General features: G+C 70.9%; 26 protein-coding genes. All 26 read right to left on the minus strand.

The window, feature by feature from the left end; translation table 11 throughout:
- Position 1 precedes the first annotated feature (1 nt).
- A complete protein-coding gene (trpA, locus tag BK819_RS07850) occupies positions 2 to 805 on the minus strand; it encodes a tryptophan synthase subunit alpha (protein WP_071328617.1) in 804 nt (267 codons plus the stop codon).
- Positions 802 to 2070, minus strand: a complete 1269-nt coding sequence (gene trpB, locus BK819_RS07855) for a tryptophan synthase subunit beta (RefSeq protein WP_071328618.1) — start codon at positions 2068 to 2070, stop codon at positions 802 to 804. Before trpB ends, trpA begins: the two co-directional genes overlap by 4 nt.
- Positions 2067 to 2843 carry an indole-3-glycerol phosphate synthase TrpC gene (gene trpC, locus BK819_RS07860; RefSeq protein WP_071328619.1) on the minus strand — a complete coding sequence of 259 codons (777 nt, stop codon included), beginning with the start codon at positions 2841 to 2843 and terminating at the stop codon, positions 2067 to 2069. The genes trpB and trpC overlap by 4 nt, the downstream gene beginning before the upstream one ends.
- Entirely contained in the window at positions 2843 to 3073 is a 231-nt protein-coding gene (locus tag BK819_RS07865; RefSeq protein ID WP_071328620.1) for an HGxxPAAW family protein, read from the minus strand. Before BK819_RS07865 ends, trpC begins: the two co-directional genes overlap by 1 nt.
- Before the next feature lie 47 nt (positions 3074 to 3120).
- Entirely contained in the window at positions 3121 to 3711 is a 591-nt protein-coding gene (locus BK819_RS07870; RefSeq protein ID WP_071328621.1) for a Trp biosynthesis-associated membrane protein, read from the minus strand.
- Positions 3708 to 4091: a phosphoribosyl-AMP cyclohydrolase gene (hisI, locus tag BK819_RS07875; protein WP_062634521.1), complete on the minus strand. Its 384-nt coding sequence runs from the start codon at positions 4089 to 4091 to the stop codon at positions 3708 to 3710. Before hisI ends, BK819_RS07870 begins: the two co-directional genes overlap by 4 nt.
- Positions 4088 to 4849, minus strand: a complete 762-nt coding sequence (gene hisF, locus BK819_RS07880) for an imidazole glycerol phosphate synthase subunit HisF (RefSeq protein ID WP_071328622.1) — start codon at positions 4847 to 4849, stop codon at positions 4088 to 4090. Before hisF ends, hisI begins: the two co-directional genes overlap by 4 nt.
- The gene (gene hisG / locus BK819_RS07885; protein WP_071328623.1) at positions 4849 to 5688 is read right to left on the minus strand and encodes an ATP phosphoribosyltransferase; all 840 of its coding nucleotides are present in this window, start codon (positions 5686 to 5688) and stop codon (positions 4849 to 4851) included. Before hisG ends, hisF begins: the two co-directional genes overlap by 1 nt.
- 38 nt (positions 5689 to 5726) lie before the next feature.
- Complete coding sequence (locus tag BK819_RS07890) at positions 5727 to 5990, minus strand: phosphoribosyl-ATP diphosphatase (RefSeq protein WP_071328624.1); 264 nt, start codon at positions 5988 to 5990, stop codon at positions 5727 to 5729.
- The gene (gene rpe / locus BK819_RS07895; RefSeq protein ID WP_071328625.1) at positions 5987 to 6667 is read right to left on the minus strand and encodes a ribulose-phosphate 3-epimerase; all 681 of its coding nucleotides are present in this window, start codon (positions 6665 to 6667) and stop codon (positions 5987 to 5989) included. The genes BK819_RS07890 and rpe overlap by 4 nt, the downstream gene beginning before the upstream one ends.
- A gap of 4 nt (positions 6668 to 6671) precedes the next feature.
- A complete protein-coding gene (locus BK819_RS07900) occupies positions 6672 to 8039 on the minus strand; it encodes an RsmB/NOP family class I SAM-dependent RNA methyltransferase (RefSeq protein ID WP_071328770.1) in 1368 nt (455 codons plus the stop codon).
- A gap of 104 nt (positions 8040 to 8143) precedes the next feature.
- Positions 8144 to 9064: a methionyl-tRNA formyltransferase gene (fmt, locus tag BK819_RS07905; protein WP_071328626.1), complete on the minus strand. Its 921-nt coding sequence runs from the start codon at positions 9062 to 9064 to the stop codon at positions 8144 to 8146.
- An 18-nt stretch (positions 9065 to 9082) separates the two neighbouring features.
- Positions 9083 to 11041: a hypothetical protein gene (locus tag BK819_RS07910; RefSeq protein WP_083391720.1), complete on the minus strand. Its 1959-nt coding sequence runs from the start codon at positions 11039 to 11041 to the stop codon at positions 9083 to 9085.
- A 16-nt stretch (positions 11042 to 11057) separates the two neighbouring features.
- Positions 11058 to 12251: a methionine adenosyltransferase gene (gene metK / locus BK819_RS07915; protein WP_071328627.1), complete on the minus strand. Its 1194-nt coding sequence runs from the start codon at positions 12249 to 12251 to the stop codon at positions 11058 to 11060.
- Positions 12252 to 12339: 88 nt separating this feature from the next.
- A complete protein-coding gene (gene rpoZ, locus BK819_RS07920; protein ID WP_025103490.1) occupies positions 12340 to 12594 on the minus strand; it encodes a DNA-directed RNA polymerase subunit omega in 255 nt (84 codons plus the stop codon).
- Between the two features lie 109 nt (positions 12595 to 12703).
- Positions 12704 to 13615, minus strand: a complete 912-nt coding sequence (gmk, locus tag BK819_RS07925) for a guanylate kinase (RefSeq protein ID WP_071328628.1) — start codon at positions 13613 to 13615, stop codon at positions 12704 to 12706.
- Positions 13608 to 14453: an orotidine-5'-phosphate decarboxylase gene (pyrF, locus tag BK819_RS07930; RefSeq protein WP_071328629.1), complete on the minus strand. Its 846-nt coding sequence runs from the start codon at positions 14451 to 14453 to the stop codon at positions 13608 to 13610. Before pyrF ends, gmk begins: the two co-directional genes overlap by 8 nt.
- Positions 14450 to 17737, minus strand: a complete 3288-nt coding sequence (carB, locus tag BK819_RS07935) for a carbamoyl-phosphate synthase large subunit (protein ID WP_071328630.1) — start codon at positions 17735 to 17737, stop codon at positions 14450 to 14452. Before carB ends, pyrF begins: the two co-directional genes overlap by 4 nt.
- Complete coding sequence (gene carA, locus BK819_RS07940; RefSeq protein WP_071328631.1) at positions 17737 to 18915, minus strand: glutamine-hydrolyzing carbamoyl-phosphate synthase small subunit; 1179 nt, start codon at positions 18913 to 18915, stop codon at positions 17737 to 17739. The genes carB and carA overlap by 1 nt, the downstream gene beginning before the upstream one ends.
- The gene (locus BK819_RS07945; RefSeq protein ID WP_071328632.1) at positions 18912 to 19424 is read right to left on the minus strand and encodes a hypothetical protein; all 513 of its coding nucleotides are present in this window, start codon (positions 19422 to 19424) and stop codon (positions 18912 to 18914) included. Before BK819_RS07945 ends, carA begins: the two co-directional genes overlap by 4 nt.
- Complete coding sequence (locus BK819_RS07950) at positions 19421 to 20725, minus strand: dihydroorotase (RefSeq protein WP_071328633.1); 1305 nt, start codon at positions 20723 to 20725, stop codon at positions 19421 to 19423. Before BK819_RS07950 ends, BK819_RS07945 begins: the two co-directional genes overlap by 4 nt.
- Entirely contained in the window at positions 20722 to 21687 is a 966-nt protein-coding gene (locus BK819_RS07955) for an aspartate carbamoyltransferase catalytic subunit (RefSeq protein WP_071328634.1), read from the minus strand. Before BK819_RS07955 ends, BK819_RS07950 begins: the two co-directional genes overlap by 4 nt.
- The gene (gene pyrR, locus BK819_RS07960) at positions 21684 to 22214 is read right to left on the minus strand and encodes a bifunctional pyr operon transcriptional regulator/uracil phosphoribosyltransferase PyrR (protein ID WP_071328635.1); all 531 of its coding nucleotides are present in this window, start codon (positions 22212 to 22214) and stop codon (positions 21684 to 21686) included. The genes BK819_RS07955 and pyrR overlap by 4 nt, the downstream gene beginning before the upstream one ends.
- A gap of 57 nt (positions 22215 to 22271) precedes the next feature.
- A complete protein-coding gene (locus tag BK819_RS07965; RefSeq protein ID WP_071328636.1) occupies positions 22272 to 22664 on the minus strand; it encodes a PIN domain-containing protein in 393 nt (130 codons plus the stop codon).
- Positions 22661 to 22918, minus strand: a complete 258-nt coding sequence (locus BK819_RS07970; protein ID WP_071328637.1) for a hypothetical protein — start codon at positions 22916 to 22918, stop codon at positions 22661 to 22663. Before BK819_RS07970 ends, BK819_RS07965 begins: the two co-directional genes overlap by 4 nt.
- A gap of 43 nt (positions 22919 to 22961) precedes the next feature.
- Complete coding sequence (locus BK819_RS07975; protein ID WP_071328638.1) at positions 22962 to 24539, minus strand: Rieske 2Fe-2S domain-containing protein; 1578 nt, start codon at positions 24537 to 24539, stop codon at positions 22962 to 22964.
- Positions 24540 to 24561: the final 22 nt, after the last annotated feature.

Raw genomic sequence — 24561 nt, forward strand, 5'->3', positions numbered from 1 at the left:
CCTACTTCTCTGAGGCGAAGCGCGCCGACGCGGTGCCGGCGGCCAGGGTTCGGGTGACGTCGGCGAGGGCCGGCACGCCGCCGTCGCGGAGGGCGCGGACGAGCGCGGTGCCCACGATGGCCCCGTCGGCATACTCGGACACGCCCGCGATCTGCTCCGGCGTCGAGATGCCGATGCCGACGCAGGCGCGGCGGGCGCCGTGGTCGCGGAGCCGCGACACGAGGGTGCGCGCCGCACGGTCGAGCTCGGCCCGCTCCCCCGTGATGCCCATGGTCGAGACGGTGTAGACGAAGCCCGTCGAGGACCGCACGACGAGGTCGAGGCGCTCGTCAGACGAGGTCGGAGCCGCGAGGAAGACCCGGTCGAGACCGAGCCGCTCGCTGGCCGCCATCCACTCGCCTGCGGCCTCCGGGGTGATGTCCGGGGTGATCAGACCCGCGCCGCCCGCGGCGAGCAGGTCCTCGGCATACCGGTCCACCCCGTACTGCAGCACCGGGTTCCAGTAGGTCATCACGAGGACGGGGACGTCGGTGGCAGCGGTGATCGCACGGATCGCCGTGAAGAGGTCCTTCATCCGGAAGCCCGCAGCGAGGGCCTTGGTCGTCGCCTCCTGGATGATGGCGCCGTCCATGACGGGATCGCTGTAGGGCGGGCCGAGCTCGATGATGTCCACGCCGTTCTCGGCGAGGGCGATCGCGGCCTGGATGCTGGTCTCCAGGTCGGGGAAGCCGACGGGCAGGTAGCCGACGAAGGCGCTGCGGCCGGCGTCGTGCGCACGCTGGATGGCCTGTTCGACGCGGCTCACAGCTGCGGCTCTCCCTTCGAGGCCGCGTCCTCGGCGGCGCTCTCGTCGGACACGTCGTGCGCGAGGGCGTCCTCGTCGTAGAGCTCGAAGTAGCGGGCGGCGGTGTCCATGTCCTTGTCGCCGCGACCGGAGAGGCAGATCGCGATCAGGCCGTCGGAGCCGAGCTCGCGGCCGATCCGCAGCGCGCCGGCGAGGGCATGGGCCGACTCGATGGCGGGGATGATCCCCTCGGTCCGGCTGAGCAGCCGCAGGGCCTGCATCGCTTCGTCGTCGGTGGCCGGGACGTACTCGGCGCGACCGATGTCGGCCAGCCAGGAGTGCTCAGGGCCCACGCCCGGGTAGTCGAGACCCGCGGAGATCGAGTGCGATTCGACCGTCTGGCCGTCTTCGTCCTGCAGCACGTACGTCTTCGCGCCGTGCAGCACGCCGGGCCGACCGCGCTCGATGGAGGCGGCGTGCTTGTCGGTGTCGACGCCGTCGCCCGCCGCCTCCACGCCGTACAACCGCACGCCCTCGTCGTCCAGGAACGCATCGAACATGCCGATCGCGTTGGACCCGCCACCGACACAGGCGACGACGGCGTCCGGGAGCCGGCCGACCTCGTCGAGGATCTGGGCGCGGGCCTCCTCCCCGATGATCTTCTGGAAGTCGCGGACCATCGCCGGGAACGGGTGCGGGCCCGCGGCGGTGCCGAAGATGTAGTTGGTGGTCTCGACCGAGGCCACCCAATCGCGGTAGGCGTCGTTGATCGCGTCCTTCAACGTGCGCGATCCGGAAGTCACCGCGACGACCTCGGCGCCCAGCAGACGCATGCGGGCGACGTTCAGCGCCTGCCGCTCGGTGTCGACCTCGCCCATGTAGATGGTGCAGTCCAGCCCGAACAGCGCCGCAGCGGTCGCCGTCGCGACGCCGTGCTGCCCCGCTCCGGTCTCGGCGATGACCCGAGTCTTGCCGAGGCGCTTGGTGAGCAGGGCCTGGCCCAGCACGTTGTTGATCTTGTGCGAACCGGTGTGGTTGAGGTCCTCGCGCTTGAGGAAGACCCGCGCGCCGCCCGCGTGCTCGGCGAACCGGGGCACCTCGGTGAGCGCGGAGGGGCGCCCGGCATAGGACGACAGCAGATGGGCGAGCTCGGCTCGGAACTCCGGGTCGGCGATGGCCTCCTCGTACGCGACGGTGAGCTCGTCGATCGCGGCGACCAGGGATTCCGGCATGTACCGTCCTCCGAACTCGCCGAAGAACGGACCGTGCTGGTCGCGCAGACTCACTTCGCCTCCAGGAAGCTCTCGAGAGTGGCGACCGGGTCTCCGGTCACCAGGGCCTCCCCGATCAACACGACATCGGCACCGACCGAACGGTAGTGCGCGACGTCGGCCGGGGTGAGCACCGCGGACTCCGCGATCTTGATCGCCGAGTCGGGGATGCGGCCCACGAGCCGGCCGAACAGATCGCGGTCGAGCTCGAGGGTCTTGAGATTGCGGGCGTTCACGCCGATCAGGGCGGCGCCGAGATCGATCGCGGCGTCCAGCTCGTCCGCGGAGTGGGTCTCCACGAGCGGGGTCATGCCGAGCTCGAGGATGAACCCGTACAGGTCGCGGAGGACGTCGGGCTCCAGGCCCGCGACGATCAGGAGCACGAGATCGGCACCCGCGGCACGGGCCTCCAGCACCTGGTACCGGGTGGCGATGAAGTCCTTCCGGAGAACCGGCAGTGAGACCCGGGCGGTGACCGCCTCCAGATCGGCCAGACTGCCGCCGAAGCGGCGCTCCTCCGTGAGGACGCTGATCGCGGAGGCGCCGCCGGTCTCGTAGAGCGCGGCCTGGTGCGCGGGATCCGGGATCTCCGCGAGGGCACCGCGGGACGGACTCGCCCGCTTCACCTCGGCGATGATCTTCACCCGGTCGGCGGGAGCGAGGAACGACAGCGCGTCCTTCGCCGCGGGGCGCGCGAGGGCGTCACGCTCCACGACCGAGAGCGGACGGGACTCGGAACGACGCTCGGCGTCTGCGACAGCGCCGGCCGTCAGGTCGGCGAGGACCACTAGTGCGCCTTCGGAGCGTACTTGGGACCCTTCACGCCGTATCCCGCCTTCGCGAGCACCCAGCCGACGATCGCCCCGATCGGGATCAGCGCGGCGGAGATCCACACCAGGGTCGGCTGCTCGAAGCAGAACGCGACGGTCGCGGCGGCGAAGCCGACGAGCATGATCACGACGGCGGTCCAGGCCGCAGGCGAGTGTCCGTGGCCGGGGTCAGCGATCGGGTTGGTCATGTTCTCCTCCGGGGGACGACGTGGGATCTGGATTCAGTCTATCGGGGTCAGCGTGTCGGGTCGGACCCGCGGGACAGCTCGTCCCAGGAATCGACCGCGTCGACGGGACCATCATGCCGCGCCTCGGCGGGCGTGTCGGTGCGGTAGCGCCGACCGCCGACCTTCCAGCGTCGCCAGGTCGTCAGCACGAGGACCGCGGCCGCGAGCAGGATCGCCCAGCCGACGAGGGCGAGGTACGGCCAGGCCGACGGCACGATGCTCGCCGCGACCTCGTGGACGGCTCCGGTCCCGGCGAGCCCGGTCGTCTCGGTGACCGTCGCGGCCACGGCGCCGTACGCATCGCCGAGGAGCAGCTGCAACGTGGACCACCCCAGGAACAGCGCCGCCGCGGCAGCCAGCACACCGAAGACGATGCGCACGGCACGGCCGGCGATCGCGAGTGCTGCACCGAGGGCGAGCACGGCGAGGCTCAGCGGGGCGAGCAGCACGAGGGCGGAGGCACCAGGGACGAGGATGTCCTCCCCCGCATCCGCGCGCTGCACGGTGAACCAGGTCTGCGTGGAGGAGATGATGCCGATGGCGCCGGCCAGCAGGAACCCCGTCACGGAGAGGGAGCGGCCGCGCTGCGCGATGCTCACGAGGCGCTCACCCCGTCGACGGCGTCCAGGTCGGTGGTGTCGAAGCACGTCCGCGTGCCGGTATGGCATGCGGGGCCGGTCTGGTCGACGAGGAGCAGGAGCGCATCCCCGTCGCAGTCGAGCCGGGCCTCCCGCACGACCTGGATGTGGCCGGACGTGTCACCCTTGCGCCAGTACTCCTGGCGGGAGCGGGACCAGTAGGTCGCACGACCGGAGGTGAGCGTGCGGCGCAGCGCCTCGGCGTCCACCCACGCGAGCATGAGCACCTCGCGCGAATCCCACTGCTGCACGATGATCGGGGCGAGCCCGTCGGCGTTGAAGGCGACCTGTGCGATGCGGTCGTCGACGGAGACCTCGTCCTGCTTCGGCGTATCGGTCATCGGACGAGCACTCCTTCCGCGCGCAGCGCGTCCTTCACATCGCCGACGGTCAGAGCCCCGGTGTGGAACACGCTCGCCGCGAGCACCGCGTCGGCTCCCGCTTTGATGGCCGGTGCGAAGTCGGTCGCCCGCCCTGCACCGCCGGAGGCGATCACCGGGATCGGCGCCACCTCGCGCATGAGGCGGACGAGCTCGAGATCGAAGCCGTCGCGGGTGCCGTCGGCGTCGATCGAGTTCACGAGCAGCTCCCCCGCGCCGCGCTCGGACGCCTCGCGCGCCCAGTCGAGCGCATCCAGCGTGGTCTGCGTACGGCCTCCGTGCGTGGTGACGACGAAGCCGGATCGCGTGGTGTCGGCGCGCTTGACGTCGAGCGAGAGCACGAGCACCTGGGCACCGAAGCGATCCGCGATCTCGCCGATGAGCTCAGGACGGGCGATCGCCGCGGAGTTCACGCCGACCTTGTCCGCACCGACCGCGAGGAGCCGCGCGACGTCGTCGACGCTGCGCACCCCGCCGCCCACCGTCAGCGGCACGAAGACCTGCTCCGCGGTGCGCTGCACGACGTCGTAGGTCGTGGCCCGCGCATCCACCGTCGCGGTGACGTCCAGGAACGTGATCTCGTCGGCGCCCTGGGCGGCGTAGTGGCGGGCGAGCTCGACCGGATCGCCCATGTCGCGGAGGTTCTCGAAGTTGACGCCCTTGACGACGCGGCCGTCCGCGACGTCCAGGCAGGGGATGACGCGACTCGCGAGGGTCATCAGAGCCTCGCCGCGTGGATCGCGGTGACCAGGATGGCCCGGGCGCCGAGGGCGTAGAGGTCGTCCATCACCTGGTTGACGCGACGCCGCGGGATCATCACGCGGACCGCCACCCAGGACGGATCGCGGAGCGGCGAGATCGTCGCGGACTCCCGGCCGGGGGCGATGGCCACGGCCTGATCGACCAGCTCGGTGGGGAGGTCGTAGTCGAGGAGCACGTAGCGGCGCGCCACCATCACGCCGCGGAGTCGGCGCAGCAGCGTCTCCACGCCGTCGGCCTCACCGGGACGGCTGATGAGCACGGCCTCGGACTCCAGGATCACGGGGCCGAAGATCTCCAGCCCGGCCTGCCGGAGCGTGGTCCCGGTGGACACGACGTCGGCGACCGCGTCGGCGACGCCGAGGCGTACCGCGGACTCCACGGCACCGTCGAGCTGCACGAGCTCGGCGTTCACGCCCTGGTCGCGGAGGAAGGATCCCACCAGACCCGGATAGGCGGAGGCGACGCGGACGCCGTCGAGGTCCTGGACGGAGGTGAAGCGTCCGGGAGGACCGGCGAAGCGGAACGTGGACGCCCCGAAACCGAGCTGCTCGATCTCGCGCGCCGGCTGCTGCACGTCGAGGAGGAGATCACGACCGGTGATCCCCACATCGAGGGCGCCGGAGGCCACATAGGTGGCGATGTCGCGCGGGCGGAGGAAGAAGAACTCGACGTCGTTCTCGGCGTCGATGACATGCAGGGTCTTGGGGTCGCGGCGGCCGGCGTAGCCCGCCTCCGCGAGCATCTCGGCGGCGGTCTCGGAGAGCGAGCCCTTGTTGGGAACGGCGATGCGCAGCATGAACGGCTTTCAGTTCGAAGGAGTGGGACCGGAGCGCATCACAGATGTCGGTAGACGTCCTGCAGGGAGAGGCCCTTCGCGAGCATCATCACCTGCAGGTGGTAGAGGAGCTGGGAGATCTCCTCGGCGGCAGCGGCATCCGACTCGTACTCTGCCGCCATCCAGACCTCGGCGGCCTCTTCGACGATCTTCTTGCCGATCGCATGCACGCCGCCGTCGAGCTCCGCCACGGTGCCCGATCCCTCGGGTCGGGTCTCGGCCTTGACGCTGAGCTCGGCGAACAGCTCGTCGAAAGTCTTCACCCCTCCAGGCTACCGGCTCGCGCGAGGTCCCTGAGCCGGGTGACGGCCGCCTCCACGTCGTCCGCACCGTAGACCGCGGATCCGGCGACGAAGGTGTCGGCTCCCGCTTCGGCCGCCTGGGCGATCGTCGCGGCGGAGATGCCGCCGTCGACCTGGAGCCAGACGGACGAGCCTCGACGCCGTGCCTCCGCGGACAGCGCCTGCAGCTTCGGCATGGTCTCGGGCAGGAAGCCCTGTCCGCCAAACCCCGGCTCGACGGTCATCACGAGGATCTGGTCGAACTCGTCCAGCAGGTCGAAGAGTCCCTCGACAGGAGTCGCGGGCTTGACCGCGACCCCGGCACGGGCGCCGATGTCGCGCAGCCGCCGCGCGAGAGCCACCGGCTCCCCCGCCGCCTCCAGGTGGAAGGTCACGCTCGCGGCGCCCAGCTCGGCGTAGCCCGGGGCCCAGCGATCCGGATCCGTGATCATGAGATGCACGTCCAGCGGGACCGGGCTGGTCTCCTGGATGCGCTGGACCATCTGCGGGCCGAACGTGAGGTTCGGGACGAAGTGGTTGTCCATGACGTCGACGTGCGCGAAGTCGGCCGTCGCGATGCGGGCGAGCTCCGCCTGCATGTTGACGAAGTCGGCGGCGAGGATGCTGGGGTTGATGCGCGGGGCGCGGGGCAGATCCATGGTCTCAACCTTCCTTCGGGGCGTCTGTCGCCTCCAGCGGTCGCTGCAGGAGTGCGAGGAACATCGCATCGGTGCCGTGCCGATGCGGCCAGAGCTGAGCGCTGCCCGTCTGCGCCCGCCCGTCGTCGGCGAGATCGATCGGCGACTGCGCCACGCCGTGCAGCACCGCACGCGCATCGAGCTCGACGAGCTTCGGCCGGATGCGCCGCACCTCCTCGACCACCGCCGTGGTCTCCGCGAGATGGGGAGAACAGGTGACGTACGCGACGACGCCTCCCGGTGCGAGAGCGTCCGCAGCCGCCGTGAGCAGGCCGACCTGCAGCGGCACGAGCTCGGCGACGTCTGCCGGGGACTTGCGCCATCGGGCCTCCGGGCGCCGACGGAGGGCGCCGAGGCCGGTGCAGGGCGCGTCCACGAGGATCCGATCGAACGCGTCCGGCCGCTCGGCCGCCAGCTCCCGGCCGTCCCGCTCGTGCACGGTGACCTCGCCCGGAACGGCGCGCAGGGCGTTGCGCACGAGCCGGGCGCGGGTGGGCACCACCTCGTTGGCTTCCAGGACGGCGTCGTTCTGCCGGGCGACGGCAGCGAGCAGGGCGGTCTTCCCGCCGGGGCCCGCGCAGAGATCGAGCCACCGCTCCCCTGTGCGCAGCGGCGTCGCCGTGGTCAGCGCGAGCGCGACGAGCTGAGACCCCTCGTCCTGCACCCGGACCGCGCCATCGGAGGCGGTCAACGCGAGGCGCGGATCGCCTCCCGGAGACGCGAACGCCGTGGCGGCGTATGGCCGGCGCGGCTCCTGGGGCTTTGCCAGACCGGGAAGGGCGACGAGCGTGACCTCGGGCGAGACGTTGTCGGCCTCCAGCAGGGCGTCCAGTTCCTCGACCCGCCCCTCAGCGGCGAGGGCGCGCCGCAGCGCCCGGATGATCCAGACCGGGTGCGCGGCGCGGAGGGCCAGGCGTTCGTCGTCCGATCGCGCTGCCGCCTCGATGCGCGCGAGCCACTCGCCCGGCGATTCGCGGGCGATCCGCCGGAGCACCGCATTGGCGAAGCTCGACGCCCCGCGTCCCGCCGTGAGGGCCACGAGGTTCACCGATTCGTTCACGGCCGCGTGCGAGGCCACCCGTGTCGCGAGAAGCTGATGCACCGCGAGCCGGAGGGCGTCGAGCACCACCGGGTCGATCGCGTCGGCGGAGCGGTCGGCCGCGGCGGCGATGATCGCGTCGTACGTGCCCCGGCGCCGGAGAGTGCCGTAGGTCAACTCAGTCGCGAGAGCCGCGTCCTGCGGGTTCAGGCCCGTCTCGGCGATCGCGGTCGGGAGGAGCAGGTTGGCGTAGGCGTCGGAGTCCGACACCGCCCTGAGCACGTCGTAGGCCACGCGGCGCGCCGGCTGGACCGACCGGTTCGGGCCGCGGCCGCCTCCGTTCCGGGCCCGGCCGTCGTGCTGCCGACCCGAGCCGGGGCGCCGTCCGTCGTTCGCGTTCACGAGCCGGCCACCGGAGTCGCGCCCTGCAGGCCCCGCCACCAGTCCGCGGCGTTCATGGGGCCCTTGCCCGCGGGCTGCAGCCGGGTGACCGCCAGCGGCGCGGTGGCCGTCCCGATGAGGACCTCCGCTCGCGTGCCCGCCATGGCGCCCGACGACAGATCCTCCGCCTCGGCACCGGCGGGTCGTGCCTCGAGGATCTTGAGCCGCTGACCGTCGATCGTCGTGTGCGCTCCCGGCTCCGGCGTGACTCCGCGGAACCGGGCGTACACGGCGTCGAACGGCTCGCGGAAGTCGAGGAGACCGTCTTCGAGCGTCAGCTTGCCGGCGAACGTCGGCTCGCCCTCCTGCGGCACGGCGCGGGCGCTGCCGTCCGCGATCGCAGCGACCACGTCGGCGGTGAGAGCGGCGCCGTCGAGTGCCAGGGCCTCCAGCGCCTCCCCCGCCGTTGATGTGCCCGGGAGTTCGACGGCACGCAGCGCGAACACGTCGCCGGCATCGAGCTCGGGGACGAGCTGGAAGACGCTCGCACCGAGGACCGGATCTCCGGCGATCAGGGCGCGCTGCACCGGAGCGGCACCGCGCCACGCCGGCAGCAGCGAGAAGTGCAGGTTGATCCACCCGGCCTCCGGCGTGGACAGCAGCGGCTCACGGACGAGCCCTCCGTACGCGACGATCACGCCGAGCTCCGGGCGCAGGGCCGCGATCTCGGTCGTCACCGCCTCGTCCAGCCGGGCAGCGTGGATGACCGGCAGGCCGAGCTCAACCGCAGCCTGAGCGACCGGCGACGGGGTCAGCACACGCTTGCGCCCGAGGGGGGCGTCCGGGCGCGTCACCACGGCGACGATGTCGTGCTCGGCGGCGAGGCGTCGCAGAGTGGGGACCGCGGCGGCGGGAGTGCCGGCGAAGACGAGGCGCATGAAGGTTCTCCGGAAGGGTCAGAGTTCTGGATCGAGGATATCGAGGCGGACCGAGAGCGTGCTGCGGGCGGCCTTGGTGCGGCCTCGGCGGCCGCTCACCGCCTCGGCCACGACGGCAGCACGGAGGGTGGTCGCGACGCGGCTCCCCGCGCCGTAGTCGAAGCGCACGAGAGCACGGACCCGCGGCGGAACGTCATCGGACTCGACGGGGACGGGGCCGAGCACCGCGTCCGCGGGCAGGGAGAGTTCGGACAGCGCCTCCAGGGCGCGAGCGACGGCGGCCGCTGACCCTTCCACGAGCGCGACCCGCGCGGTCGGGGGCATGTGCAGCGGTGCGCGGTGCTCCAGCTCCGTGCGCGCGTAGGCGGCCTGGTTCCAGGTGGCCAGCGCTCTGGCGACGGCGCCGTCGACGCCGACGAGGTGGACCGGAGCGCCGGGGGCGGCCAGGGCGGCGGCATTCGACCACCACCGCAGACACGCTTCGCCGATGCGCAGATCCGGCGCCTGCAGCATCCGCGGGCCGTCGAGCAGGACGACGGCCCGGTAGCCGCCTTCCGCGAGCGGCTCGGCGCCACGAGTGGCGACCACGAGGGCTGGACGCGCATCGACGCGCTCCACCGGGTGACTGCCGTCGGCGACGATGACGCGGACACCGGGGAAGGCGCGGCCCAGCTCATCGGCTGTCCGTTCGCTTCCCGACGAGGCGAGTCGGAGACGGGTCGAGGAACACGCCGGGCACGTCCATGCCCTGGCACCGCGCCCGCACCACCCGCAGACCGGGACCGCGCCGCGATGGCGGGCGCCGAGGGGGCCGCCGCAGTGCGGGCATCGGGCGGGAGCTCGGCAGTCGGCGCAGACGAGCGACGGCGCGAAGCCGGGCCGCGAGACCTGGATGAGCACCGGCCCGTCCGCGGCCGCGTTCCGGGCGGCGAGGAAGGCCGACGATGGCATGCGCTGCGGCGTCGGCTGCTCCATCTCCTGGGGAGTGCTGAGCACGACACGCGGGAGCACGCGCCGGGTCGCGCGGATATCCCGCAGCCAGCCGTGCACGACGAGCCGCTCGACCTCGGTCGTCCGCGTATGACCGGCGAAGAGCAGGGCCGAGCCCTCCGCCTCCTGTCGCAGCAGCGCCGCGTCCCGGGCGTGGACGTAGGGTGCGAGCGGCTCGCCCAGCAGACTGTCGCCGTCGTCCCACAGCGCCACGAGACCGGCGACGACGGGGGCGTACACGGCGGACCTGTTCCCGACGACGATGCAGGGCGCGTCCTCGAGCGTGCGCAGGAAGGAGCGGTAGCGATCCGGGTTGGTCTGTCGCGAGTCGTACCGTGCGATCGCCTCCGCGGGGACGAACCCGTCGAGGGCGGCCAGCAGCCGATCGAGGTCACGGTGGTCAGGCACGACGAGGATGCTCGACTTCCCGGCCGCGAGCGTCGTGGCCGCGGCGGCGGCGAGCATCCGCGCCCAGCCCGGCATGTCGTCGGTGAGCTGCGGGATGGCCTCGACGGCCGCACGACCGCTCTCGTCGAGCACCGCCTGCAGTCCGTCATAGAGTGCGACGACGGACGCGGCCTCGTCGTGAGCCTCGGGTTCGAGCAGCGGCGTCGGGGCGTCGGCGGTCCAGGCTTTCTCGACCCGCACCTGCCGCTTCGGGATCACCAGCCGCAGCACGTCGGACGCCGACCCTGCCGCGCGATCCGCGACGCGCCGCGCCAGTCGGTACAGGCGATCCGGCAGCACGGGGATGTCCGACACGATGCTCTCGACCTCGGAGAGCGGCCGATCGGCGTCGTCCTCCACGCTCAGCTCCACCACGAATCCGTCGACCACGCGCCCCGCGGTCCGCAGGGGCACGCGCACGCGGACCCCGGGCTCGATGTCACCGAGCTCCGGCGGGAGGGCGTAGTCGAACAGGCGGTCGAGCTGCGGCAGCGGCGACTCGAGGAGCACCCGGGCGATGCGCCGGCTCTCCGGAGAGATCAGCACCGCAGGCCCCTCAGAGCCCGGCAGCGCGCCGCAGCTCCTCGGCCCGGTCCGTCCGCTCCCATGTGAAGTCCGGCAGCTCCCGGCCGAAGTGCCCGTACGCGGCCGTCTGCGCGTAGATCGGACGCAGGAGGTCGAGCTGCTCGATGATGGCCTGCGGCCGGAGGTCGAACACCTCGTCGATGGCCCGGGTGATGACCTCGTCGGACACCCGTCCGGTGCCGAACGTCTCCACGTACAGGCCGACCGGTCGCGCGACGCCGATCGCGTAGGCGACCTGCACCTCGAGGCGGTCGGCGAGACCCGCGGCGACCGCGTTCTTGGCGACCCAGCGGGTCGCGTACGCGCCCGAGCGGTCGACCTTCGACGGGTCCTTGCCGCTGAAGGCACCACCGCCGTGCCGTGCGGCGCCGCCGTACGTGTCGATGATGATCTTGCGACCGGTGAGCCCGGCGTCGCCCTTGGGACCGCCGGTGACGAAGGGGCCCGCCGGGTTGATGTAGTAGGTGACGTCGTCGAGGTCGAGGCCCGTCGTGGCGAGGACCGGGTCGATGACGTGCTCGCGGATCTGCGCCTTGAGGTCGTCCTGGGCGATGTCCGGGTTGTGCTGGGTGGACAGCACGACGGCGTCGACGGTCTTCGGGGTGAAGCCGTCGTAGCCGAGGGTGACCTGCGTCTTCCCGTCCGGGCGCAGGAAGGGCAGCAGCCCGCTGCGGCGCACCTCCGTCAGCCGCTCGGCGATGCGGTGCGCGGTCCATGCGGCCATCGGCATGAGCTGCGGGGTCTCGTTGGTGGCGAACCCGAACATGATGCCCTGGTCTCCGGCGCCGAGACCGTCGAGCGGATCCACAGACGAGCCGTCACGGTGCTCCTGAGCGTTGTCGACGCCGTGGGCGATGTCGGTGGACTGCTCCCCCACCGAGACGCTGACGCCGCAGGAGTCGCCGTCGAAGCCGGTGTCGGAGGAGGTGTAGCCGATGCCGTTCACGACCTGGCGGACGATCGTCGGGATGTCGACGTAGGCGTCGGTCCGGATCTCCCCCGCCACGTGGACGAGGCCGGTCGTGACGAGCGTCTCGACCGCGACCCGGGAACCGGGATCCTTCGCGAGGAGCCCGTCGAGGATGCTGTCCGAGATCTGGTCGCAGATCTTGTCCGGATGCCCTTCAGTGACGGACTCGGACGTGAACAGACGCAGCGCGCTCATCGATGCTCCAGAACGGGGACGGACGGTGGGAGGGTGTGGCACCCATTCTGGACCGCGCCACCGACGTGGGGGCGGCGCGGTCGTCGAGTTACTCCGCGTGACGCAGGCGGAGCTTGTCCTCGTTGATCTCGTGCAGGGCGATGGTGAGCGGCTTGTCCTCGACCGAGGAGTCGACGAGCGGGCCCACGTTGTCGAAGAGGTTCCCCTCGTGCAGGTCGGAGTAGTAGTCGTTGATCTGACGAGCGCGCTTGGCGGCGTAGATCACGAGCTCGTACTTGGAGTCGACGCGCTCCAGCAGGTTGTCGATGGGGGGATCGATGATGCCGTTGTTGCGTCCGGCCATGGGTGGACCTCCTGATCAGGCGACGGGATTCGCCGCGAAGACGATGCTGCGGGCCCGCGACCCTTCGACGGACTCGGGGACGGGCGTGGTGCTCGACCCCGGAAACGGGTCAGCGCGCAGAGCTTGTAGACAAGTCTACGACCTCGCGAGCGGCGGTGGCGACGTCCTCGTTCACGATGAGGTGGTCGAACTCGTTCTGCGCCGCCAGCTCGACCTTCGCGGTGCGCAGTCGGCGGCTCCGTTCCTCGGCGTCCTCGGTGCCGCGCCCGACCAGCCGGTGCACCAGCTCATCCCAGCTCGGCGGCAGGAGGAAGATGAGCGTCGCGGACGGCTCGGCCTCGCGTACCTGGCGCGCGCCCTGGAGGTCGATCTCCAGCAGGACGGTCTTCCCCTCGGCCAGGGCGGCGTCGATAGGGGCGCGCGGAGTGCCGTAGCGGGAGCGATTGTGCACCACCGCGTACTCCAGCAGCTCACCGTCGGCGATCAGACGGTCGAACTCGGCGTCGTCGACGAAGTAGTAGTGCACGCCGTCGATCTCGCCGGGGCGCGGTGGTCGGGTGGTGGCCGACACGGACAGGTGGATCTCGGGGTTGTTCTCGCGGATGTGCGCGGCGACCGTCCCCTTGCCCACCGCCGTGGGGCCGGCGAGGACGAGGAGCCGGCTGCGCGCCCCGCGCGGCGTCGACACCGGGAAGCGCTCGTCCAGCCACTCCTCCAGCACCCGTCGCTGCCGCGCCCCGAGACCGCCGAGCCGCTTGACGGGCGAGATGTGCAGCTGCTCCAGCACGCGGTCGCGCTTTCCCGCGCCGATCGCCGGAAGGGCGAGGAGGAAGTCGGTGATGCGCATGGACCCCTCGACCGAGTCGGGGTCCTCCGTCGCGCGATGCAGCACAGACTGCGGGGTGACGACGCGCATCGTCAGGTCGCGCTTCACCGAGGCTCTGGCGCGTCGTCTCTCGACGGCGCGGCGCGCCGCGGCGGCCCTGTCGACCTCGGGGACGGTGCGGCGTTCCTCAGCCACGGCTGACCTCTCGATACTGGGCGGCACGGTCGGCGATCGTCTCGGCGAGGGCCGCCGGGCCCGCGGAGAGGAGGCTGCGGCTCTCGCTCGCGATCACCGAGGCGGCCTGAGGGCCGAAGCGGCGGGCGAGATCCGCGGGAGTGGCGCCCTGCGCGCCGAAGCCGGGGGCGAGGATCGGGGCGACCGGCGCGAACGGCGCGATGCCGGCCTGTTCCTGGTCCACCGTGGCACCGATGACGAAGCCGAAACTGCCCCACTCCCCCGCGGGCGTCGCGTCGGCGTTCCGACGCGACACCTCGGCGATGACGGCGGCGGAGACGGTCTCGCCGTCCGCGGTCGTCGCCTGCTGCAGCGCGGTCGCCTCGGGGTTGCTCGTCGCGGCCAGGACGAAGAGCCCCTTGCCGTGCTCCTCGGCCAGGGCGAACGCGCCCTCCAGCGCTCCGACGCCGAGGTACGGATTCGCCGTCAGCGCATCGGCCTCCAGCGGCGCGCCGGTGGGCAGCCACGCCTGGGCGTAGTCCGTCATCGTCGACCCGATGTCGCCGCGCTTGGCGTCCGCGATCACGAGCAGTCCGGCCGCCCGCGCGGCGGCGAGCACATCCTCCAGCGCGGCGAACCCGGCCGCGCCGTATCGCTCGAAGAACGACACCTGCGGCTTGACGATCCCGACGCGACCGGCGGCCGCCTCGACGGTACGGAGCCCGAACTCACGGACTCCGGCGGCATCGGGCGGCAGCCCCCACGCCGCCAGCAGAGCGGCGTGGGGGTCGATGCCGACGCAGAGCGGGCCGTGCGCCTCGAGGGCCGTGCGAGCCCGCTCGCCGAAGCGTGCCGTCATACCGCGGCCATCCGGTCCTGCGCGTACTCCTGCAGGCTCTTGACCTGGAAGCCCTCGTGCGCGGCGTCCATCCCGCTCACCGCTGCACCGAGCACGGCGATGGTCGTGAAGAGCGCCTTGTCGGCGGCCACCGCGGCGGCGCGGATCTCGTAGCCGTCCGCGCGAGCAGCGCCACCCGACGGGGTGTTCACGACGATGTCGATCTCCCCGTCGTTGATGAGGTCGACGATGTTCCGGGCGCCGGACTCCTGGGTCTCGCTGTACTTCTCCACCACCGTGACCGCGATGCCGTTGCGGGACAGGATCTCCGCGGTGCCCTCGGTCGCAACGATCGTGAAGCCGAGCTGCTGGAGGCGGTGCGCCGGGAGGATCACCGCGCGCTTGTCGGAGTCGGCGACCGAGATGAACACGGTGCCCGAGGTCGGCATGCCGCCGTAGGCAGCCGCCTGCGACTTCGCGAACGCGGTCGGGAAGTCGCGGTCGATGCCCATGACCTCGCCGGTCGAGCGCATCTCCGGGCCCAGGACCGAGTCGACCGTCTTGCCGTCGGCGGTGCGGAACCGCTTGAAGGGCAGCACGGCCTCCTTGACCGAGACCGGGGCGTCCAGCGGGACGCGTGAGCCGTCCTGCTCGGGCAGCATCCCCTCGGCGCGGAGCTCGGCGATGGTGGAGCCGGCCATGATGCGGCTGGCGGCCTTCGCCATCGGGATGCCCAGCGCCTTCGAGACGAACGGCACCGTGCGGCTGGCCCGGGGGTTGGCCTCGATGACGTAGAGGACGCCGGCGCTGATCGCGAACTGCACGTTCAGCAGACCGCGCACGCCGACGCCCTGCGCGATGGCGAGGGTGGCCTCGCGGACGCGGTCCACGTCGCTGCGGCCGAGCGAGACCGGCGGCAGCGTGCAGCTCGAGTCACCGGAGTGGATGCCGGCTTCCTCCAGGTGCTCCATGACGCCGCCAATGAAGAGATCGGTGCCGTCGTACAGGGCGTCCACGTCGAGCTCGATCGCGTCGTCGAGGAAGCGGTCGACCAGGAGCGGCTTGCCCTCCTCGATCACGACCTCCCCGGCCGTCCGCACGAAGTAGTCGCGCAGCGCATCGGTGCCGTAGACGATCTCCATGCCGCGTCCGCCGAGCACGAAGCTCGGGCGCACGAGCACCGGGTAGCCGATCTCCTCGGCGATGCGCACCGCGCCTTCCACGTCGATCGCCGTGCCGTTGCGGGGCGCGAGGAGTCCGGCCTCATCGAGCAGGCGCGAGAACAGCTCGCGCTCCTCGGCCAGGTCGATGGCCTCCGGACTCGTCCCCAGGACCGTGTAGCCGGCCGCCTCGATGCCCTTCGCGAGCCCGAGCGGGGTCTGGCCGCCGAGCTGGCAGACGACGCCGAGGATGGTGCCGCTCGCCGCCTCCGCGTCCAGGACCTCCAGCACGTCTTCGAGCGTCAGCGGCTCGAAGTACAGCCGGTCGGACGTGTCGTAGTCGGTCGACACGGTCTCCGGGTTGCAGTTGATCATCACGGTCTCGAAGCCCGCGTCAGACAGCGCGAACGAGGCGTGCACGCAGGAGTAGTCGAACTCGACGCCCTGACCGATGCGGTTCGGGCCGGAGCCGATGATGACGACCTTGGTGCGGTCGGACGGCGCGACCTCGGTCTCGGCGTCGTAGCTCGAGTAGTGGTACGGCGTCAGCGCGGGGAACTCACCTGCACACGTGTCGACCGTCTTGTAGACGGGGCGGATGCCGAGACCGTGGCGCACGCCGCGGATCTCGGCCTCGCTCTCGCCGCGGAGCTGGGCGATCTGCGCGTCGGAGAAGCCGTGCTCCTTGGCGTAGCGCAGCGTCGCGTCGTCCAGCTCGCCGGCGGTGCGGACGACTTCGGCGACCTCGTTGATGAGGACGATCTGGTCGAGGAACCAGGGGTCGATGGCCGTGGCCTCGAACGCCTGCTCGATGGTCGCGCCCTTGCGCAGCGCCTGCTGCAGGGTGACGATCCGGCCGTCGGTCGGCGTCTTCGCGATCTCGAGCAGTTCCTCGACGCTGCGCGGCTCCTCGCCCCAGTGGAAGCTGGAGCCCCGCTTCTCGAGCGACCGCAGCGCCTTCTGCAGGGCGGTGGCGTAGTTGCGGCCGATGGCCATCGCCTCGCCGACCGACTTCATGGTCGTGGTGAGGGTGGCGTCGGCGGCCGGGAACTTCTCGAACGCGAAGCGCGGGACCTTGACGACGACGTAGTCGAGCGTCGGCTCGAAGCTCGCCGGGGTCACGCCGGTGATGTCGTTCGGGATCTCGTCGAGGCGGTAGCCGAGGGCGAGCTTGGCCGCGAGCTTGGCGATCGGGAAGCCGGTGGCCTTCGACGCCAGGGCGCTCGACCGGGAGACGCGCGGGTTCATCTCGATGACGATGATGCGCCCGTTCTCGGGGTTGACCGCGAACTGGATGTTGCAGCCACCGGTGTCCACGCCCACGGCGCGGATGATGTCGATGCCGATGTCGCGGAGCTTCTGGTACTCGCGGTCGGTCAGGGTCAGCGCCGGTGCCACCGTGATCGAATCGCCGGTGTGCACGCCGACCGGGTCGACGTTCTCGATGGAGCAGACGACCACCGTGTTGTCGGCGGTGTCGCGCATGAGCTCGAGCTCGTACTCCTTCCAGCCGAGGATCGACTCCTCCAGGAGCACCTCGGTCGTCGGCGAGTCGCGCAGGCCGGCGCCGCCGATACGGCGCAGGTCCTCCTCGTCGTAGGCGAAGCCGGAACCCAGCCCGCCCATGGTGAAGGACGGACGAACCACGAGCGGGTAGCCCAGCTGCTCGGCGCCGGCGAGGAGATCGTCCATGGTGTGGGCGATGACGCTCTTGGCGACGTCCGCGCCCGCCTCGAGGACGAGCTCCTTGAAGACCTGACGGTCCTCGCCCTTCTTGATGGCGTCCACCTTCGCGCCGATGAGCTCGACGTCGTACTTCTCGAGGATCCCCTGCTCGTGCAGGGCCATCGCGGCGTTCAGCGCCGTCTGACCACCGAGCGTCGGCAGGATCGCGTCGGGCTTCTCCTTCGCGATGATCGTCTCGATCACCGCGGGGGTGATCGGCTCGATGTAGGTCGCGTCGGCGAAGTCGGGGTCGGTCATGATCGTCGCAGGGTTGGAGTTGACGAGGATGACCCGGACGCCCTCCTCACGGAGGACGCGGCACGCCTGTGTGCCGGAGTAGTCGAACTCGCAGGCCTGGCCGATGACGATCGGGCCGGAGCCGATGACGAGGACGGAGTGGATGTCGTCGCGCTTGGGCATTACTGTGCGTCCTTCTTGTTCGCGATGACCATGTCGCGGAAGCGGTCGAAGAGGTAGTTGGCGTCGTGCGGTCCGGCCGCGGCCTCGGGGTGGTACTGCACCGAGAAGGCGGGGATGTCGAGGGCGCGCAGGCCCTCCACGACGTTGTCGTTGAGGCCGACGTGGCTGACCTCGACCTTGCCGTAGCCGTGCGGGCTGTCGAAGGAGCCCTCCAGGGGCGCCTCCACGGCGAAGCCGTGGTTGTGCGCGGTGATCTCCACCTTGCCCGTCTGCTTGTCCAGCACGGGCTGGTTGATGCCGCGGTGGCCGAACGGTAGCTTGTACGTGCCGAGCCCCAGGGCCCGGCCGAGGAGCTGGTTGCCGAAGCAGATCCCGAAGAAGGGCAGCCCGTCGTCGAGGACCGCGCGCAGCAGCTCGACGTGGTCGCCCGACGCCGCGGGGTCGCCGGGACCGTTCGAGTAGAAGACGGCCACCGGCTCGATGGCCCGGATCTCGTCGATGCTGACGTCCTGCGGGAGGACGTGCACGTCAAAGCCGCGGGCGGCGAGGTTGTCGATCGTCGCCTGCTTCACGCCGAGGTCGAGCACGGCGAGGTTGCCGATGCGCTCCCCCACCGCCGGGGTGACGGTCGCGGTCTCGACCGAGACCTGGGCCGAGAGGTTGAGGCCGGTCATCTCCGGAGCCTCGCGGACGATGCGCAGCTGCTCCTCCGGGTCGAGCTCCGCCTCCGCACCCGAGAAGATGCCGCCGCGCATGGAGCCGGCGGAGCGGATGTGCCGGGTGACCGCGCGGGTGTCGACGCCGCTGATGCCGACGATGCCGTCTTCGACGAGGACCTCGTCGAGGGAGGCGTTCGCGCGCCAGTTCGAGACGACGCGCGAGGGGTCGCGCACGATGTAGCCGGCGACCCAGATGCGGCGCGACTCGGTGTCCTCGTCGTTCATGCCGGTGTTGCCGATGTGCGGGGCGGTCTGCAGGACGATCTGCCCGGCGTAGGACGGGTCGGTGATGGTCTCCTGGTATCCCGACATGCCGGTGGCGAACACGACCTCGCCGAGAGTGCGCCCGCGCGCGCCGTAGGCACGTCCGCGGTGTCGGGTGCCGTCCTCCAGGACGAGGACGGCGGGGTCGGGAAGGCGGGCCGTGGAGGCCTGCGGGGAGGAAGTCGAGAGGGTCATGACGAAGCTCCTGTGTCAGGGGCGGCGGGGATGAGCCGCTGCAGGTCGGAGATGAGGGTCGGGAGGTCGCCGCCGGTGAGGCGCACATAGCTGTCGACGACGGTCGTGTCGTCGACGTGCCACGAGATGCGCACGAGCCCGCCGGGCTCCACGACGCGATCGATGGTGACGGTCGCACGGTCGACGGAGACGAGGCGGTCGGCGGCGAGGAAGACGGTGGGGGCACCGTCCAGGGCCAGCGCGATGCCGCGGTCGGTCACGGCCAGCTCACCGCGTGCGCGGAACGCCAGCGGGGTGATCGCGAGCCGTTCGAGTGGCTGCTCGTGCCGGGTGGTGGACACGTAGAGCACCTCGTCGCGGCGCGTCACCTCCGCGTGCTCCGGCACCCCGAGCGGGGCCGTGTACGCGGCATCGCGCCGCACTCGTCGTCGCCAGGCGAACAGCATCGAGAGCAGGATCAGCAGCGCGACGGCGATGATGATCGCGACCGCGAGGTCCCGTGTGCTCATGCGCCGAGCTCCTCGACGACGGCGCCGCCGTCGACCGTGAGGACGCCGCCGTGCACCGTGTACTCCACCCTGCCGGGCAGTGCGCGGCCCAGGTAGGGCGAGTTCACGCTGCGCCCGTGCAGGTCCGCGGCGGTGAACACGCCGTCGACCGCGGGGTCGTACAGCGTGATATGCGCGGGCTGCCCGGCGGCGAGCGGCGTGCCGTGGCCGGAGAGCCGTCCGATGCGGGCGGGCGTCGCGCTCATGACCCGGCCCACGTCGGCCCAGTCGAGCAGGCCGGTCTGCACCATCGACTGGTGCACGACCCGCAGGGCGCTCTCCAGACCGACCATGCCGTTCGCGGCGGCCTGCCACTCGCACGCCTTGTGCTCGCTGGGGTGCGGCGCGTGATCGGTCGCGACGATGTCGATCGTGCCGTCGGCGAGGCCCTCCCGGACCGCGAGGACGTCCTCTTGGCGGCGCAGCGGCGGGTTGACCTTGAACCGCGCGTCGTAGCCGCGGACGAGTTCGTCGGTGAGCAGCAGATGGTGCGGCGTGACCTCGGCCGTCACGTTGACACCGCGCTTCTTGGCCCAGCGGATGATGTCGACGGAGCCTGCCGTCGAGAGGTGGCACACGTGCAGGCGGGAGCCGACGTGCTCGGCGAGAAGCACGTCGCGGGCGATGATCGACTCCTCGGCGACCGCCGGCCACCCGGCCAGCCCGAGCTCGGCCGAGACGGTGCCCTCGTTCATCTGGGCGCCCTCGGTGAGCCGCGGGTCCTGCGCATGCTGGGCGACGACGCCGTCGAAGGACTTCACGTACTCCAGAGCCCGGCGCATGATCAGCGGATCCCACACGCAGAAGCCGTCGTCGCTGAAGACGCGCACCTGGGCACGCGACGTGGCCATGGCGCCCAGCTCGGCGAGGCGCTCGCCCTTCTGCCCCACGGTGACGGCGCCGATCGGCTGCACGGTCGCATAGCCGGCCGCCTCGCCGAGGGCGAGCTCCTGCTCGACCACGCCCGCCGTGTCGGCGACCGGAGAGGTGTTGGGCATCGCGAACACGGCGGTGAACCCGCCGGCGGCGGCCGCTCTGGTGCCGGTGAGGATCGTCTCGGAGGCCTCGAACCCGGGTTCACGCAGATGGGTGTGCAGATCGACGAGACCCGGCAGCGCGACCAGGCCCGCGGCGTCGATCACGCGTGCGCCGGTGCGGGTGAGCCCCGCGCCGACCTCGGCGATGACGCCGTTCTCGATGATGATGTCGGCGCTGTCCGCACCGAGCAGCTGTGCACCGGTGATGACGAGGGTCTCGCTCACAGGTCTCCCCCTCGTTCGTCGTCTCGTTCCCCTGCCAGCAGCAGGTACAGCACCGCCATGCGCACGGAGACCCCGTTCGACACCTGTTCCAGCACCGTCGAACGGGGGGAATCGGCAGCTTCGGAGGAGATCTCCAGTCCCCGGTTCATGGGTCCGGGGTGCAGGACAATGCTACCGCCCGGCAGAGCCGCCACGCGCCGTGCGTCCAGGCCCCACCGGCGCGAATACTCCCGCTCAGTCGGGAAATACGCCGCGTTCATGCGCTCGAGCTGGATGCGCAGCATCATCACGGCGTCCGGCCCCTCCGCGAGGGCTTCGTCCAGGTCGTAGACCACGCGGACCGGCCACAGGGACACGTTCTGCGGAACCAGGGTGGGCGGTGCCACGAGCGTGACCTCGGCGCCGAGCGTCGTGAGCAGCCAGACGTTGGAGCGCGCCACGCGGGAGTGCAGCACGTCGCCGACGATCGTGACGCGGAGACCGGAGAGATCGCGTCCCCGGCTGTCCGCACCGAATCGGCGCTTGCGGATGGTGAAGGCGTCGAGGAGCGCCTGGGTGGGGTGCTCGTGCGTGCCGTCGCCCGCGTTGACGACGCCGGCGGAGATCCAGCCGCTCGTGGCGAGCGTCTGCGGGGCCCCGGAGCCGGGGTGCCGCACGACGACCGCGTCGGCGCCGATCGCCTCGAGCGTCTGTGCGGTGTCCTTCAGGCTCTCGCCCTTGGAGACGCTGGAGCCCTTGGCGGCGAAGTTGATGACGTCGGCGGACAGGCGCTTCGCCGCGGCCTCGAACGAGATGCGAGTTCGCGTGGAGTCCTCGAAGAAGAGGTTCACGACCGTCTTGCCGCGGAGCGTGGGAAGCTTCTTGACCTCGCGGGACTGGGTGTCGGCCATGTCCTCCGCGACATCGAGGATGCGCAGGGCGGTCGCTCTGTCGAGCGTGCGGGTGTCGAGGAGATGCCTCATTCGCCGATCGTCACCTCCTCGGCGCCGTCGTTCTCGAACAGACGCACGTTGACGCGCTCGGTGCGCGCGGACGGGATGTTCTTGCCCACGAAGTCGGGGCGGATGGGAAGCTCCCGGTGTCCGCGGTCGATGAGGATTGCGAGCCGCACGACGGCGGGACGGCCGATCGACTGCAGGGCGTCGAGCGCGGCGCGGATGCTCCGGCCGGAGAACAGGACGTCGTCGACGAGGACGACGGTCTTCCCGTCGATGCCGCCCGGAGGGATCTCCGTCGGCTGCGGGGACCGCGTCGGGTGCTTGGCGAGGTCGTCGCGGAAGAGCGTCACGTCGAGGGACCCGACGGGGACGGAGACCTGGGCGATCTCGCTGATCAGCGCGGCGAGCCGGTGGCCTAGCGTGACGCCGCGGGTCGGGATGCCCAGCAGGACCAGGTCGTCGGCCCCGCGATTGGACTCGAGGATCTCGTGCGCGATCCGGGTCAGCGCTCGTGAGATGTCGGCTTGGTGCAGCACAGTGCGCACACTCATCAGCCGCTCCCTTCTCCGCCTCACAGGACGGTGTTAAAGGTTGCTTGTGATCCCAGTCTAGCGGTGCGATCGGACGCCGACGACCTCGACACCGCGCTCTCTGGCGACCGCCGCGAGACGACGGTCGAAGGTCGCCAGCGTCGCGCCGAACGCCTCCGCTGTGACGAGTACCGCGCAGTCCGGGAGCTTCAGGGAGGTTGCGGCGCGGAGCCGCGCGATATGGACCGGTTCGTCAACCGTCTCCTCCCGACGCAGCAGCCCAAGGGAGTCGATCTTGGCGAGATCGGCGAGCTCTGTGCCCATCCGCGCCGGATGCACGAGCACCTCCGCGAGGGTGATCGGGTGGATCAGAAGGTCTTCCTCGGTATCGAGGATGTCGAACGCCGCATCCTGGTGGACATCGTCGGCGGAAAGGTGCGCGATGAGGACACCGGTGTCCACGACGATCACTCCGGCCAGTCCTTCCGAAGAGCGTCGAGATACCCCGGTGGATACGCGATCGATCCTCGCGTCGCCTCGAGCGCCGCCCGCCGGGTCGCGCGCCGGTGGGATCCTCGCTCTGCGAGCCGCTCCGCCCCCAGCACCGCGAGCCTCGCCACCTGCTCCGACTTCGGTAGTCCCGGCCACTCGCTTTCCGCGAGTTCCAGCGCGTCGCGCAGCGCGGCGGTCTGCGTCACCTGGATACGGGTCAGAGCGGTCGGCATCGCTTCACTGTACCACCGGCTGCGCTCGGTGGTACAGGCGTGCTCAGCTCGCCTCGCGGAGCACCGGATCCGTCACGTCGTCGATCTTCGAGGAGCGGATCGGGTGGCCGCTCGTGGAGAGGCAGCGTCCGGTCTTCAGGTCCCACTTCCAGTCGTGCATGCTGCACGTGAGGATGCCGTCCTCGTCGACCTTCCCCGTCTTGGTGAGGTCGGCGCGCAGGTGCGGGCAGCGGCGCTGGACGACCCAGTCGCCGATCTCCGCGTCCTCGGTCTGGTCGGTCTGCTCCTGGTACCAGTTCTCGACGTACTCGATCCGGTCGACCGAGAGGCACTTGAGGAACGTGGTGAGGAACTCGTTGAACTTGCCGCTGCGCCCGACCGAGAACTGCATCGACAGGAAGATCGAGTTCGACCAGTCGATCTCGTGGTCGCGGATGTTCGTCGACACGAGGTCGGCCGGGATCGTGTACCAGTACACGCACTCCTCCCCTGCGTACTCGCGGACCTTGGCGCGCGGGAAGTCGACCACCATGTCCAGCTCCCCGATGCGGAAGCGGACGTGCCCGCCGACTCCGAGGCGGATGGTGCGCGACTTCTTCAGCAGCGGCTCCCACCACTCCTTGATCGCCGCGAGCATCTCGTCCGGCGGGATGATCGCGGCGCGAGAGGCCTCCTCGTCGCGGATCTCCTGCTGGCGGGTCGCGCGCTGCTCCTCCAGGTACTCCCACTTCTCGTCGAAGATGTGGGCGAGCTCGGCCTCGGTGTAGAGCGTCTGCTCGGTGGTCACCGCACCGCCGTCGATCGTGACGAGAGTGCCGGGGACGAAGAGCTGCCCGTCGTACTTCGGTGCCAGCTCCTTCATGTGCGCGATGAACTGCTTCTGGTCCGTGAAGATGGACTCGCCGTTGCGACCCATCCCGTTGAAGTCGAAGAGGTCGCCGCGGAGGAACATGGGCGGACCCGCCATCGGGAAGACGTGCGGAGCGTCGACCTTCTCGATGTAGTACATCGCCCGCTTGTTCTGCGCCTCGCGCTTGAGGCGGGCGAAGTTCTGCTTCGCGTCCAGCGGCAGGTCGTAGACCATGGGCCACCAGATCGCCCCGGAGACCTGCGTGAAGTAGGCGTCGGGCTTCCCGAAGTGCAGCAGCTTGTCGAGATCGAGCGGGTGCGAGTCGTTCTGGTTCAGCATCGAGCCCGTGCCGTCGTCCACGCTGAGCGACGAGTCGCCGATCGGGCCGTCGCTCGGCGCGCGCAGCGGGGTGATCATCATCTTGAGCGCCCCGCGCTCGATGATCTCGCCGGCGGGCGCGTAGGTGATGTTCGTATAGCCGAGCGCCCGGATGTCCTGCTCCAGGTCGTCGATCGGGTACTCCGGCAGGAGCACCTCGATGTCCTTGCGAATGTACCGCTCCAGCAGCGCCGGATCGAAGTGGTCGCGGTGCCGGTGCGAGATGTAGAGGAAGTCGGCTTCGCGGCCGTAGCGCTCCCAGTCGAGGGCACGGTTGTCCGGGAACGGGAACCAGGACCCGAAGAAGGACGGGCCGAGCACCGGGTCACAGATGATGTTGCCGCCGACCGTCTCGATGAACATGCCGGCGTGGCCGAGTCCCGTGATCCGCATTGCATTCCTCTCGAAGATGAAC

It is taken from the genome of Microbacterium sp. LCT-H2 (genome assembly GCF_001866135.1).
GTDB lineage: Bacteria > Actinomycetota > Actinomycetes > Actinomycetales > Microbacteriaceae > Microbacterium.